This window comes from Streptomyces sp. NPDC054834 (assembly GCF_053611185.1).
The window spans coordinates 23,784-37,932 of sequence record NZ_JBSGZV010000047.1; the positions used below are offsets into that span (position 1 = coordinate 23,784).

Sequence of the window (14,149 nt, forward strand, 5' to 3'; positions counted from 1 at the left end):
TCCTCTCATACAGGTGGTACGGGGGTCAGGGCCGCCAGCGGGAGTTCCACGCAGACCTCCGTGCCCTGGGAGTGGTCGCCCCGGCCGATACGGAAGCCGGCGCCCACCGACTCGGCCCGTTCGGCCATGCCGATCACGCCGAAGTGGCCCGTGCGGCGGAGGTGGTCGAGGGTGGTGCCGGGCGGCAGGCCTCGGCCGTCGTCGTAGACGGTCAGGCGGAAGAGGTCACCGTCGACCGCCGCGGTGACCTCCACGTGGGTGGGAGCGCCGTGGCGGTGGGCGTTCTCCATCGCCTCCGAGGCGATCGTGAGGAGTTGGCGGGCCACCGCCGGGGGGATCGGCGGGAGTTCGTGGTCGGTGGGGGTGCGGTAGGTCGTCGGGATGTCGGTGCGGGATGTGAAGTCACGGGTGCGGGCCGCGAGTTCCGTCAGTACGTCCGTGCCGTGGGCGGGGTCGCTCTCGCGGCGGAGGTCGGTGAGGAGTTCTCTGGCCTCGGACGCCGCCCTGCGGGCCGATCGGGCCACCAGTTCCGCCTGTTCGCGGAGGACGGTCGGGTCCTGGCGGTCCGCGGACGCCGAGGCCGCCAGGCCGTCCGCGGCCAGGGCCACGCCGTAGAGGGTCTTGGTCACGGAGTCGTGCATCTCGCGGGCCAGGCGCGCGCGTTCGGCGTTCACCGCCTCCGTCACCGCCAGGCGGGCCTGGACCGCCGTCAGGGTTCGGGTGGCCGCGCCGAAGCGGAGCATCAGGTTGCGCAGTGTCGAGCCCACGGCACCCGTGATGACGCACAGGCCGGGCAGGAGCAGCGACTCGGCCAAGTCCGCGTGCTGATGTCCCTTCAGCGTGGCGTGGACCAGGAGCAGGATCAGGGACTGGAGGGAGGCGAAGCAGGCTGCCCCCCGCCAGCTGTAGACCAGGCCGGCGAGCAGGGGCGTGCAGACGCTCACGTACGCGAGTGTCGTGTCCGGGCCGGCCGAGATCAGGAGCAGGGAGCCCAGAAGGGTGTCCGCCGCGAGGAGGGTGGGGTGGCGCAGGAGGAGGGGGCCGAAGCGTTCCCAGTCCCTGAACAGGACGTACGACGCCATGAAGGTGACGACCACCGCCGCGCCCACCAGACGGACGCCGATGCCGGGGGCGGCGTTGATCAGGGCCGCGGGGGCGGCCAGGGCGATCATGGCCAGGCGGAAGCCGAACACCTGGCGGCACATGGCTTGCAGTGCGCGCAGCTGGAGCTTCTCGGGTGCGGGTGGCTCCGGTGGGAGTTCGTCGCCGTCGGCGGCTCGCCACCGTCGGACCGGTCCCACCCGCCACCTCGTCGTCGCCATCGCCATCACCCCACCCCCCTCTACTTCCCGGTGATCGAGCCGAAGTCCACGCCGGAGCCGAGGATCAGGCCCGAGGCGAGGAGGAGCATGGTGGCCGGGACCATGAAGGTGGTGATCATCAGGGTGGCCCGGGGTACCGCGCGGGCGGCCTTGCGGCGGGCGTTCTGGGCGTCCGTGCGGCGCATGTCCTTGGCGAGGGCGACCAGGGTGTCGACGATGGGCGCGCCCAGCTCCTCGCCCTGCTGAAGTGCGGTCACGAACATGGCGACCTGCTCGGAGTCGTTGCGGCGGCGGAGTTCCGCGAAGGCCTCCCGGCGGCTCATGCCGAGGTCCATCTGGCGCAGGGTGATACGCAGTTCGTCGGCCCAGGGGCCCTCGTACCGGGAGGCCACGCGGTCCAGGGCCTGGCGGAAGCCGAGGCCCGCGCTCACCACGACCGCGAGCACGTCCAGGAAGTCGGGCAGGGTCCGCTCGATGACGTCCTTGCGGATGCGGATCGCCGACCAGATGCCGACCTCCGTCCAGAACGCGCCGAAGGCCAGCAGCAGCAGTGCGACGAACCACTGGCCGCGCAGCAGGAACACCAGGAAGCCGACGCCGCCGAGGGCTCCGTACACCGCGCGGCGGGCCGCGTAGCGGTCGATGGTGAGGCCGCCGGGGTTGCCCGCGAGGTCGATTCTGCGGCGGTACCTGGCGACCTGCTTGGGGCCCATGAGGCGCAGTACCGCGGGCGCGTAGCGCATGCCCATGCGGTCGATGAGGGAGTTGGCGGCGCCGGTGCGGGTCGCGCCCACTTCCAGGGCCAGCGCGAGGTCGCCGGGCAGTTTGGCGTCCGCGCGGTACATGCGGATGCCGATGAAGGCGCCCAGGACGGCGAGGCCCATGACGAGTGCGAGGAGGAGGCCCATGTCGACGGTCACCCCCTCAGACGTCGATTCGGCTCATGCGGCGGATCAGGACGAAGCCGACCGCGTAGAGCGCGAAGGCGATGAGCACGCAGGCCTGGCCGACCGGTGAGCCGGTCATGCGGTCCAGGGCGCCGTCCTTGACGCCGTTCATCAGGAACAGGGCGCCGATGCCGAGGACGGGGACGGCGTACGAGGTCATGGTCACCTGGGAGAGCTGGGTGCGGATCTCACGGCGGGTCTCCTTGCGTTCCTCGAGGGTCTCGGTGAGGTTGCGCAGGGCGCTGACCACCTGTCCGCCCGCCCTGTTGGACAGGACCAGGGTGGTGACCAGGACGACCAGTTCGCGGGAGGGGAGGCGGTCGGCGAGTTCGCCGAGGGCGTCGTCCATGGAGTGGCCGATGGCCAGCTGGTCGGCGACCTTGGCGAGTTCCTCGCCCGCCGGGGCCTCCAGTTCCTCCGCGGCCATGCCGATGGCGGTGCGCAGGGCGAGGCCGGCCTGGGTGGCGTTGGCCAGGATGCGGGCCAGTTCGGGGAGTTGGTTGATGAAGCGCTCGATGCGTTTCTGGCGCTGCCAGTTGAGGAACTGCCACGCCGCCCAGACGCCCAGCAGTCCGGCGAGCGGGCCGAAGAAGGGGGCCAGGGTCGCCTGTCCGATCAGCCAGAGCGCCGCCACCGTGGCGAGCATGTACGCGAAGAACTCGCCCGGGGTGACGTCCAGGCCGGTCGCCGCCAGCCGCAGTTCCAGTTTCCGGCCCGGTGCGGTGCCGCGCAGCCGCCGGTCCAGGTTGCGGAAGCGGCGCCGGCGGCCGGTGAGGGCGACCTGGCCGGTGTACGTCAGCCGGTCCACCAGCTCCGCCCGCTGGGCCCGGCCGGCCGCGTAGGCGTGCAGGCCCAGCACGGCCAGGACGCAGGTCAGCAGGGTGATGCCGGTGGTGAGGCTGACGAGGGTGTGGAGATCCATGGGGGTGGCCTACCTGGCTTCTCGGGTGGTGAGCTGGTCCAGCGTGTGGGCGACGCCGAAGGCCTGGGGTATCGGCTGGCTCGCCATGTAGAGGCGGTCGGCGGTGCGGCGCGGCAGCGGGAAGTACTGGAAGCTGCCGTACACGCGGCCGTCGTGGGTCATGGGCCGGGCGTCGAAGCGGGCGACGGTGGCGAGGCGGTAGGGCTCGCCACCGTGGCTGTCCAGCAGGGCGATCTCGGTGATGCGGCGGGCGCCGTCGGCGAAGCGGGTGAGCTGGACGATGACGTCGACGGCGCTGTTGATCTGGTCGTGCAGCGCCACGAAGGGGACCTCTACGTCGGACATGGAGGCGAGGGTCTGGAGGCGGGTGAGGGCGTCCTCGGCGCTGTTGGCGTGCACGGTGGCGAGGGAGCCGTCGTGGCCCGTCGACATCGCCTGGAGCATGTCCAGGGACTCGCCGCCGCGGACCTCACCGACCACGATCCGGTCGGGGCGCATCCGGAGGGAGTTGCGGACCAGGTCGCGGATGGTTACCTGGCCCTTGCCCTCGACGTTCGGCGGGCGGGACTCCAGGCGGACCACGTGCGACTGCTGGAGCTGGAGTTCGGCCGAGTCCTCGATGGTGATGATGCGCTCGTGCGCCGGGATCAGGCCGGACAGGGCGTTGAGCAGGGTGGTTTTCCCGGTGCCGGTGGCGCCGGAGACGATGATGTTGAACTTCGCCTGCACCAGGCCGGCCAGCAGGAACACCATGTGCTCGTCCAGCGAGCCGAGGCCGATCAGCTCCTGGAGGGTGAAGGAGCGCGGGAAGCGCCGGATGGTGAGGGTGGGGCCGGTCAGCGACAGCGGCGGGATGATGACGTTCACGCGCTCACCGGAGGGGAGGCGGGCGTCGACCATCGGGTTCGACTCGTCGACGCGCCGGTTGACCGTGGAGACGATCCGCTCGATCGTCTGCATCAGCTGGTCGTGGGAGACGAAGCGGATCGGCAGCTGCTCGACCCGGCCACCGCGTTCCACGAAGATCGCGTCCGGGCCGTTGACCATGATCTCCGTGATCGACGCGTCCTCGAGCAGCGGCTCCAGGATGCCGAGGCCGAGCGCCTCGTCGACCACCCGGCGGATCAGCTGGGAGCGCTCCACCGTCGACAGGACCGGGCCCTCGCGGCTGATGATGTGCCCGAGCACCCGCTCCAGGCGCGCCCGGCGTTCGGCGGCGGCCAGCGAGCTCATCTCCGCGAGGTCGATCTCCTCCAGGAGCTTGGCCCGGTAGGAGGCGACCAGATGGCCGTCCTCACCCCGGCTGCCTTGCTCCTCGGGGGTGTTGATGCGTGCGCGGAGACTCATGGGTGGGGGGCTCCTCGGTCAGTGGTCGAGCGGCATGGTGGCGGTCTTGTGGGCGTCGCCGAAGTCCCAGCCGGGGACGATGGAGGGGATGTGGACGGTGGCGGTCACGGTGACCTCCTTGTCGCCGTACGACGGCGGGCAGGAGGTGCCGCCCGCGAGCCAGCTGCTGACGGCCTGGGCGCAGGCCTGCTGCGCGTCGTCACGCAGCGACGCCGCCCGGGCCCCCGCCCTGGCCGCCGTGCCCGCCTGCTGGGCGGTGTAGGCGATCACCCCGATCTGGATGCCGGCCATGGCCACGAGGATGAGGATCGGGATGAACCCGAGGTACTCGATGGCGACCTGGCCCCGGTCGCGGCGCCGTGCGCGGTCGTACGACATCTCAGTGCTTCGCCTCCTCCACCGCGCCCGCGTGCCCGTGCACCGTCACCGGGAAGTCGATGCTGCCCGGGAAGAGGACGGGCACCTTGAGGGAGACGTCGGCCTGGACGTAGCCGCCGCCGGTCGTGCAACTCACCGTGGCACCCCCCTTCCACGCCTCCGACAGGTCCTCCAGACCCGCCTGCTCGCACGCGCCCTGTCGCTCCCCCGGCGCCGCCGCTGTCCCCGCCCGCACTCCTTCGTCCGCAGCATTCCCAGCGAGCGTGTAGGCGTACCCCGTGAGCACGCACTGCCACATCAGCACCAGCGTCAGCACGATCAACGGGGTCATGCCGAGGAACTCGATGCTGACCTGGCCCCGGTCACCCGCCCTGCGTCTCACCCGCCCGCCTCCCTCCGGCGCCTGAACCCCACGGACGCCCGGTCGTTGCGTGCCCGGCCGCGTCGGCCTCCTTCGGCTGTCTTGACCAGACCCAGCTCCCCCGCGAGGGTCCACAGGGCCTGCTTCACGGTGCTCCGGCTGTCGAGTTCGTGGATCCGCCCGGCGTCGACGGCGGCCTGGAGTTCCTTGAAGTTGGCGGGAACGGCGGTACGGGCCAGTGCGGTGCCGGTGATGCGCTGGATGAGGGGTGGCTGGATCTCCGTACCGCGGGTGTGGCGGTTGACGACGATCGTGGTCTCCTCGGCCTTGCGGATCTGGAGCCGGTCCCACATCCGCACCGTGCGCTTGGCGGCGCGGACGGCGACCACGTCCGGGGTGGTGACCAGCAGGGCCGTGTCGGCCATCTCCACGGCGGCCGCGCCGGCGCCGCTGAGCTGGGCGCCGCAGTCGACGACGACGACCTCGTAGCGGGAGCGCAGGGCGCTGACGATCTGGCGGGCGGCACGGTCGGTGACCTCCTCGCCGCGTTCGCCCTCGCCGGGGGCGAGCAGCAGGGCGAGGCCGGTGTCGTGGCGGAAGACGGCGTCGGCGAGGACGCGCGGGGAGATGTCGGTGATGGCCGCCAGGTCGACGACCGAGCGGCGGAACTGGATGTCCAGGTAGGAGGCGATGTCGCCGCTCTGGAGGTCCATGTCGACGAGTGCCGTGCTCCTGCCGGACGCCTGGGCGGCGAGGGCGATCTGGACGGCGGTGAGGGTGGCCCCCGTGCCCCCCTTGGCGCCGCTGACGGTGACGACGGTGCCGCCGACACCGCCGAGCACGTCGGAGCCGTGGCCCAGGTGACGTCGTACGCCGACGGACCACTGGGCGACGGCCTGGACCCGCATCGCCAGTTCCTCGTAGCCGAGGGGGAGGGTGACCAGGCCGCGGGCGCCGGAGTCCATGGCGGCGGCGAACAGGCCGGGGCCGGCGTCGGAGGTGACGAGGATGACGCCGACGGCGGGGAAGCGCAGGGCGACTTCGCGGATCAGCTCCAGGGCCGGGACCGGCCCGATGCGTTCGTGTACGACGACGACCTCGGGCAGCTCGTCGACGGACTCGGCGGCGAGCCGGGCCAGGGTGTCGACGAGCTGGGTGGAGTCGGCCACCGGCGGCACCGGTTCGGCGTCCGGGAGCTGGCTGAGCAGGGTGGTGAGGGACCGGACCGCGTCGGCGTCACCGACCGCCGGGAGAATCCTGGTGGGCATGCGGAGCGCCTCTCACTTGTCCGTCGCGAGTTCGTACGTGCGGTCCTTGTCGGGGACGGTGGTCTCGCTGCCGGGGGCCACCAGGGCGAGCCGGACCCGCTGCGCGAACGACTCGGCGTACGTGATGCGCTGGGCGTCGATGGTGGACAGCGCGAAGGTGATCGGGACGGCGTCGGTGGGCTGCTGGTTCTTGTTGTCGGGCTCCAGGGAGGTGAGCTTGCCGACGTCGAGGACCCGGGCGTTGGTCACGATGATCTTCGACTGGTCGGGGTCGCCCTCCTTCTTGCCCTCGAAGGTGGCGTAGACGTTGACCCGGGAGCCGGGGGTGATCTTGCCGGCGACTCCGGTGGCCGCGTCGATCATGATGGCGACCTCCTGCTGGCCCGCCTGGAGCGCGGGCTGGTCGACGATCATGTCGGTCTGGAGCAGGGAGCCCTCGTGCAGGGTGGTGACGGCGATCTTGCCCTGGATGTCGCGGAGGCTGGTGACCGCGTTGGAGGACAGCCACCGCCTGGGCATCTTGATCTTCTCGAACTGCCCGGCGTTCAAGGCCGTATAGGGCGCCACTTCGGACCGTATCCGGTACGCGGTGACCTCGGGGCCGACCTTGGACTTCACGTCGTCCATGACGGAGAGCACGCCGGCGAAGGCGCCGAGAGCGCAGAGGACCGACAGAATCAGGAGTATCACGCCGCGGCGCTGACGGGAGTTCATGAGCCGTGCAACCTCATTGGGGGAATCGGTCGAGCGGGGTCGGTGGTGAGCGGAGAGCGGTGTGCTGGCGCCGTCAGGCGGGCGTTCGCTGTTCCAGTGCGCGTGGGGCGGGTGGCTCGTAGACCGGCGGGGTGGCGGAGCAGAAGACGCAGCGGTCGCCGATGACGTCGATGCCGCACCAGTGGCAGGTGCCGCGCCGCACCGAGGTGACCAGCTGGTAGAGCACCGACAGGTCGGCGAGATGGCTGCAGAACTCGACCACCTTCCCGGTCCCCCACCAGGCCGGGGACTCGGCGGGCAGCGTGGTCTCGCGCAGGCCGTGCACACCCCAGGACTTGGCCAGGGCTTCCCCGACCCACTCGGACTGGAGCTGCCCCTTGGCGACCAGCATCCAGGTGCTGAACTCCGGGCCGCTCAGGGCCGCGTCGGGCCCGACCCGCACGAGCTGCGGCTCGGGGTGGGCGGCCACCGCGAACTGGCTGCCGGGCACCCAGGACTTCGCGTGCGCCTTCAGGCCGACCGGTACGCGGTCCAGCTTGGCGACCGAGCCGAGGACCGCGCCGGCGTGGATGTAGTGGATGAGCAGCCGGCCGGCGGAGGCGAGCACGCCCGGGCTGAGGTCGCAGGAGGCGAGCTGCCGCAACTGGCGTGCGAGGACGGCGACTCCGAGGGGCGGCAGCTCGGGGCGGAAGAGGGCGATGCGGTCGCTCTCCATGAGGGAGCGGAGGGTGTGCAGCCGCCGGGTCACCCCTTCGGGGACGGCCTGCGACGACACGACGATGACGTGCCCGTGCTGCTCGACGAGCGTCTGGAGTTCGGCCAGGGCGTCCTCGAGCGGCCGCTGGTCGAGGTCCCGCAGCACGACCGCGGGCACGGTCCGCTCGTCCTGCGGCGGCAGCGCCATGTCGGCGCTGGTCACGGCAATGGCAGTTGGCACGCGCAGCTCCCCGCTCTTCACCGCTCTTCACACCCGTCGGCCCGGGCAGCTGTTACTCCGATACGCCGAGACGACTTCATTGCGTGACTACGTGAGCACTGTAACCACGGCTCTGTGACCGGAGAACAGCGTTTGGGTAGCTGAACAGGAACTGCCTTCGCGCAACTGCGGTCATAACGGGGCAGGTTGAACATCCGGCCGGCACTCACCTGTCGCCGGGATTGGTCTGTACCTATTGACAGTCCATATTGGTCTGGACCAACTTGGAAGGCATGCCTCCCCACACAGGACACAGCAGACGCGTGCGCTGGGCCGCCGCCGGCGCCCTCGCCCTCGCCCTCCCCCTGGCGGGCCTCACCGCCACCCCCGCGGCCGCGGCGGACGTGAACAACGTCAAGAACGCCGGTTTTGAATCCGGCCTGACCAACTGGACCTGCTCCACGGGCAGCGGTACGACGACCGGCTCCCCGGTGCACGGCGGCACGGCCGCGCTCAAGGCGACGCCGGCCGGGCAGGACAACGCCCAGTGCACCCAGACGGTGGCGGTGAAGCCGAACTCCGCGTACACCCTGAGCGGGTGGGTGCAGGGCGGCTACGCCTACCTGGGCGTGACGGGTACGGGCACCACGGACGTCTCCAACTGGACCCCTGACTCCACGTCCTGGAAGCAGCTGTCGACGACGTTCACGACGGGCGCGTCGACGACGTCGGTCACGGTGTACACGCACGGCTGGTACGGCCAGGCCCCGTACTACGCCGACGACATCTCGGTGTACGGCCCGGACGGCGGCGGTGGCGGCGACCCGGCCCCGACGGTCCCGGCGGCGCCCGGCGGTCTGAGCGTGTCGGGTACGACGTCCTCGTCGGTGTCCCTGTCGTGGTCGGCCGTGTCGAACGCGACCGGCTACAACGTCTACCGCAACGGTACGAAGGTGGCATCGGCCTCCGGCACCTCGGCGACGGTGACCGGCCTGACGGCGTCCACGTCGTACTCCTTCCAGGTCACGGCGACCAACTCGGCGGGTGAGTCGGCGAAGTCGGCGGCGGTGACGGCCACGACGGCGGCCACCGGCGGCGGGGGCGGCGGGGGTTCGCTGCCGAAGCACGCCGTGACGGGCTACTGGCAGAACTTCAACAACGGGGCCACGGTGCAGAAGCTCGCCGACGTCCCGTCCGCGTACGACATCATCGCGGTGGCCTTCGCGGACGCCACGTCGACCCCGGGCGCCGTGACCTTCAACCTCGACTCCTCCGGGCTGGGCGGCTACACGGTCGACCAGTTCAAGGCCGACATCAAGGCCAAGCAGGCGGCCGGGAAGAAGGTCATCGTCTCCGTCGGCGGCCAGAACGGCACGGTGTCGGTGAGCGACACGACCTCGGCGGCGAACTTCGCCAACTCCGTGTACTCGCTGATGCAGACGTACGGCTTCGACGGCGTCGACATCGACCTGGAGAACGGCCTCAACGCGACGTACATGAGCCAGGCGCTGCGCGCCCTGTCGGCGAAGGCGGGCTCGTCCCTCGTCATCACGATGGCACCGCAGACGATCGACATGCAGTCGACCTCGAACGCCTACTTCCAGACGGCCCTGAACGTGAAGGACATCCTCACGGTCGTCAACATGCAGTACTACAACAGCGGTTCCATGCTGGGCTGCGACGGCAAGGTGTACTCCCAGGGTTCGGTGGACTTCCTGACGGCCCTGGCCTGCATCCAGCTGGAGGGCGGGCTGTCCCCCTCGCAGGTCGGGCTCGGCGTGCCGGCCTCGACCAGCGCGGCCGGCAGCGGGTACGTCTCACCCACGGTGGTGAACAACGCCCTCGACTGCCTGGCCAAGGGCACCGGCTGCGGCTCCTTCAAACCCTCCAGGACCTACCCCGACCTGCGGGGCGCGATGACCTGGTCCACCAACTGGGACGCGGCGTCGGGGAACGCGTGGTCGAGTGCGGTGGGGGCGCATGTGCACGGGCTGCCGTAGGGGGCGGTGAGCGAAGACCACACCGTGAGGTGGGGGCGGGGGCCGGTATGCCCCCGCCCCCCTCTTTTGATGCACCCTTGACCCGATCATGTCAAGACGACACCATGAGCGCCAACCGCACAGCGGACGCACAGCACCCGCACCCCCAGCTCCACTCCACCCCACATCCGGCGACCCCGGACCCCTGGAGACCAAGGAGAGCTCATGCGACTTCGCACACGCGGCTCAAGCTTGCGGACCGGCAGACGTGCCGCCGCGCTCGGCGCCCTGCTCGCCCTCGCCCTCGCGGCGCCCGTGACAGGGGCGGCCACGCATGCCACGGCGAGCAGCGCGCGCAAGCCGGTGCCGTCGGCGGACGACATCCGGCAGTACGAGATCCACCAGAGCACCACGCCCGTGACCCGTACCGCGATCCAGCGGACCGGCGTGACCGTGGACGAGGCCGACGAGGAGACGGTGGTCGTCTCCGGGCGGGCCGACCAGATCAGCCGGTTACGGAAACTGGGCTACGACGTGAGCCCGTTGGGCGCCGCCCCGGACCGTTCGGGCGGGGCCGGTGGACTGCGGCTCTTCGACTTCCCCTCGGCCGACTCGAAGTACCACAACTACGCCGAGATGAACACGGAGATCGACCAGCGGCTGGCCGCCTACCCGAGCATCATGAGCAAGCGGGTGATCGGCAAGTCGTACCAGGGCCGGGACATCGTCGCCATCAAGGTGAGCGACAACGTGGGCACGGACGAGGACGAACCCGAGGTGCTCCTGACCTTCCATCAGCACGCCCGCGAGCACCTCACCGTGGAGATGGCGCTGTACCTGCTGCGTGAGCTCGGCGCCGGGTACGGGAGCGACTCCCGCACGACGAACATCGTGAACAGCCGCGAGATCTGGATCGTGCCGGATCTCAACCCGGACGGCGGCGAGTACGACATCGCGACCGGGTCGTACCGGTCCTGGCGGAAGAACCGGCAGCCCAACTCCGGGTCCTCGTACGTCGGGACCGACCTCAACCGGAACTGGAACTACAAGTGGGGCTGCTGCGGCGGCTCTTCGGGGTCGACCTCGTCCGAGACCTACCGGGGCGCCGGCGCCGAGTCGGCGCCCGAGGTGAAGGTGGTCGCCGACTTCGTGCGCAGCCGGGTCGTCGGCGGCAAGCAGCAGATCAAGGCGGGCATCGACTTCCACACGTACAGCGAGCTGGTGCTGTGGCCGTTCGGGTACACGTACTCCGACACGGCGACCGGGATGACGGCGGACGACGCCGCCGCCTTCAAGGCCGTCGGTCAGAAGATGGCCGCGAGCAACGGCTACACGCCGGAGCAGTCCAGCGACCTCTACATCACGGACGGGTCGATCGACGACTACCTCTGGGGCACCCAGAAGATCTTCGACTACACCTTCGAGATGTATCCGACGTCCAGTTCCGGCGGTGGGTTCTACCCGCCCGACGAGGTGATCGAGCGGGAGACCTCACGCAACAAGGACGCGGTGTACCAGCTGCTGGAGAACGCGGACTGCATGTACCGGTCCATCGGGAAGGAAGCCCAGTACTGCGGCTAGCGGATGCCGGCGGCTACTCCTCGAAGTAGGCGTCCAGCACCGCGTCCATCTGCTCGTCCCACTCCTTGAAGCGGCTCCTGGCCGGCGCCTCGATCTCGATCGGGTACCAGCGGCGGTCAGGAGTGTGCACCGTGACGGTGTACCGCTTGCCGAAGCGGGGGGACTCCGTCTCGACCGCGCCGATCTCGTCCCAGCGGAACTCGCAGGACTCCTCGTCGAGGGTGAGACGGACGCCCTTCCGGTCGGCCACGATCTTGGCTCGGCGGTCGGAGGCCTCGAAGACGGGGCCCTCAGAGACCTCTTCCTCTCCCGCTCCCTCCGCCTCGTCCTCGGCCTCGTCCCGCGCGGCGGGGGCCGTCTCGTCGGCCGATGTCCCCGTGACCGCCTCTCCCTCCTCGGGCTTGGCGCCCTCGGACTTGGCGTCCTCGGGCTCCTCCGCCGCGGGCGAGGTGAGCCCGGGGATGAAGGCCGGGTCGAATCCGGCGCCCTCCAGGGGCTGGCTGCTCGAACCTATGCGCTGCTCCACGGCAGGAAGTATGGACGACATACCTGTGCCCGAACCAGCCAGCCCGCCAATTGCCCACGCCCCGACTACACGAACAGGCTCAACACCCCCGCCACCACGAACCCCGCCACCGACAGCACAGACTCCAGCACGGTCCACGTCCTCAGCGTGTCCCGCTCGCTGACACCGAAGTACTCGGCCACCATCCAGCTGCATCCAATACCGCGCTCCGCGCGCGGGCACCGTCGTTGACGTGGGAGGCGAAGACGGAGCATCCAGGCAGGCGCCCGGGGACCCTCTCCCGCAGCGGAAGAGAATCCCACGGCTCGCTGGCACAACGACGTCCCGCACCCACCCCGCCCCCGCTACACGAACACGCTCAACACCCCCGCCACCACGAACCCCGCCACCGACAGCACAGACTCCAGCACGGTCCACGACTTCAGCGTGTCCCGCTCGCTGATGCCGAAGTACTTGGCGACCATCCAGAAGCCGCCGTCATTGACGTGCGAGGCGAAGATGGAGCCCGCCGAGATGGCCATGATGACGAGGGCCACGAAGGCCTGGGAGTGGTCGCCTTCGGAGAGCAGGGGTGCCACGATGCCCGCAGTCGTCACGATCGCGACCGTCGCCGAGCCCTGGGCGACCCGCAGGACGACGGAGATCAGGTAGGAGAGGACGAGCACGGGCAGGCCGACGTCGTGGAAGGTGTCCGACAGGGCCTGGGCGACGCCGCTGGCCTTGAGGACCGCGCCGAAGACACCGCCCGCGCCGACCACCAGCAGGATGTTGCCGACCGGCTTCAGCGATGCGGTCGACACCGTCTCCAGGGACTTGCGGGACCAGCCGCGCCGGATGCCGAGGAGGTAGTAGGCGAGCAGCAGGGCGATGGTGAGGGCGACGAAGGGGTGGCCGAAGAACTCGATGACCGAGCGGCCGGTGGAGGGGTCGAGGGCGACGGAAGAGAAGGTGGCGGCGAGGATCAGGATCAGCGGGGTGCCGATGATGCCGAGGACGGTGGCGAGGGGTACGGGCTGCTCCTGCGGTTCCATGCCGGAGCGCCGCTGTTCCTCGGCCACCGCGCGCTTGGCCTCGTCGGCCGCCTCGACCATGTCCTGCGGTACGGCGACGAAGATGCGCCTGCCGATCCACGCGGAGAACGCCCAGGCGGCGAGCACTGCGGGGATGCCGCAGACGACGCCCATGAGGATGATCCAGCCGAGCTGGACGTGCAGCAGACCGGCGGCGGCGACCGGGCCGGGGTGCGGCGGCAGGAAGGCGTGGGTCATCGACAGGCCGGCGAGCAGCGGGAGGCAGTACAGGAGGATGGACTTGCCGGAGCGCTTCGCGGCGGCATAGACGATCGGCGCGAGGACGAAGATGCCGACGTCGAAGAAGACCGGGATGCCGAAGATCAGGCCCGTGAGGCCCATCGCGAGGGGGGCTCGTCGCTCGCCGAAGAGGCCGAGCAGCCGGGAGGCCAGCACCTCCGCGCCGCCGCTGACTTCGAGGATCGCTCCGAGCATGGTGCCGAGGCCGATGATGATCGCGACATGGCCGAGGATGCCGCCCATGCCGGACTCGATGGTGGAGACGGCGTCCGAGCGCTGGACGGTGCCGAAGAGTTCGGTGACCGACAGGCCGGCCAGCAGGCCGACAGCTATGGAGACGGCGAGCAGGGCGACGAAGGGCTGGAGTCTCGCCTTGATGATCAGGAAGAGCAGCAGGGTGATGCCGAGGGCGGCGACCAGCAGCAGGCCGGTGGTGCCGTCGACGAGGAGGAGCAGGCCTCCGGTGTGGGGTGGGGCGGCGGGGGTGGGGGCGGTCGCGGCGAGCGGCAGGGGCATAGCGATCCTTTGTGTAAGTACATGGAGCTTTCGGGCAGGGGGGATCGCGGCACGGCGTCCCG

13 protein-coding genes and 1 pseudogene are annotated in these 14,149 nt (G+C 70.4%); 2 read left to right on the forward strand and 12 right to left on the reverse strand.

The annotated features are described in order from the left end of the window. Positions 1-5 precede the first annotated feature (5 nt). The 9 genes from ACWGJM_RS39715 to ACWGJM_RS39755 form a co-directional block, all read right to left on the reverse strand. Positions 6-1,322: a sensor histidine kinase gene (locus tag ACWGJM_RS39715; protein ID WP_453416614.1), complete on the reverse strand. Its 1,317-nt coding sequence runs from the start codon at positions 1,320-1,322 to the stop codon at positions 6-8. A gap of 20 nt (positions 1,323-1,342) precedes the next feature. Then, positions 1,343-2,230, reverse strand: a complete 888-nt coding sequence (locus ACWGJM_RS39720; protein WP_453416661.1) for a DUF5936 domain-containing protein — start codon at positions 2,228-2,230, stop codon at positions 1,343-1,345. A 16-nt stretch (positions 2,231-2,246) separates the two neighbouring features. After that, positions 2,247-3,191, reverse strand: a complete 945-nt coding sequence (locus ACWGJM_RS39725) for a type II secretion system F family protein (protein WP_453416615.1) — start codon at positions 3,189-3,191, stop codon at positions 2,247-2,249. 9 nt (positions 3,192-3,200) lie between these two features. Next, positions 3,201-4,538, reverse strand: a complete 1,338-nt coding sequence (locus ACWGJM_RS39730; RefSeq protein ID WP_453416616.1) for a CpaF family protein — start codon at positions 4,536-4,538, stop codon at positions 3,201-3,203. Between the two features lie 18 nt (positions 4,539-4,556). Continuing rightward, on the reverse strand, positions 4,557-4,916 hold the full coding sequence (locus ACWGJM_RS39735) for a TadE/TadG family type IV pilus assembly protein (protein WP_453416617.1): 360 nt from the start codon (positions 4,914-4,916) through the stop codon (positions 4,557-4,559). Between the two features lies 1 nt (position 4,917). After that, positions 4,918-5,247, reverse strand: a complete 330-nt coding sequence (locus ACWGJM_RS39740) for a pilus assembly protein (protein ID WP_453416662.1) — start codon at positions 5,245-5,247, stop codon at positions 4,918-4,920. Positions 5,248-5,294: 47 nt separating this feature from the next. Further along, positions 5,295-6,545 carry an AAA family ATPase gene (locus ACWGJM_RS39745; RefSeq protein WP_453416618.1) on the reverse strand — a complete coding sequence of 417 codons (1,251 nt, stop codon included), beginning with the start codon at positions 6,543-6,545 and terminating at the stop codon, positions 5,295-5,297. A 12-nt stretch (positions 6,546-6,557) separates the two neighbouring features. Continuing rightward, complete coding sequence (gene cpaB, locus ACWGJM_RS39750; protein ID WP_453416619.1) at positions 6,558-7,259, reverse strand: Flp pilus assembly protein CpaB; 702 nt, start codon at positions 7,257-7,259, stop codon at positions 6,558-6,560. Between the two features lie 73 nt (positions 7,260-7,332). Then, positions 7,333-8,163, reverse strand: a complete 831-nt coding sequence (locus ACWGJM_RS39755) for a hypothetical protein (protein ID WP_453416663.1) — start codon at positions 8,161-8,163, stop codon at positions 7,333-7,335. Positions 8,164-8,468: 305 nt separating this feature from the next. Here ACWGJM_RS39755 and ACWGJM_RS39760 point away from each other — a divergent pair, with 305 nt between their 5' ends. After that, a complete protein-coding gene (locus ACWGJM_RS39760) occupies positions 8,469-10,175 on the forward strand; it encodes a chitinase (RefSeq protein WP_453416620.1) in 1,707 nt (568 codons plus the stop codon). A 204-nt stretch (positions 10,176-10,379) separates the two neighbouring features. Continuing rightward, positions 10,380-11,735: a M14 family metallopeptidase gene (locus ACWGJM_RS39765; protein ID WP_453416621.1), complete on the forward strand. Its 1,356-nt coding sequence runs from the start codon at positions 10,380-10,382 to the stop codon at positions 11,733-11,735. A 13-nt stretch (positions 11,736-11,748) separates the two neighbouring features. Here ACWGJM_RS39765 and ACWGJM_RS39770 read toward each other — a convergent pair whose 3' ends face one another. The 3 genes and pseudogenes from ACWGJM_RS39770 to ACWGJM_RS39780 form a co-directional block, all read right to left on the reverse strand. Continuing rightward, a complete protein-coding gene (locus ACWGJM_RS39770; RefSeq protein ID WP_453416622.1) occupies positions 11,749-12,261 on the reverse strand; it encodes a hypothetical protein in 513 nt (170 codons plus the stop codon). A 65-nt stretch (positions 12,262-12,326) separates the two neighbouring features. After that, positions 12,327-12,511 (reverse strand): annotated as a pseudogene (locus tag ACWGJM_RS39775) (GntT/GntP/DsdX family permease); the annotation flags it as partial. 94 nt (positions 12,512-12,605) lie between these two features. Continuing rightward, positions 12,606-14,087: a GntP family permease gene (locus tag ACWGJM_RS39780; protein ID WP_453416623.1), complete on the reverse strand. Its 1,482-nt coding sequence runs from the start codon at positions 14,085-14,087 to the stop codon at positions 12,606-12,608. Between the last annotated feature and the right edge of the window lie 62 nt (positions 14,088-14,149).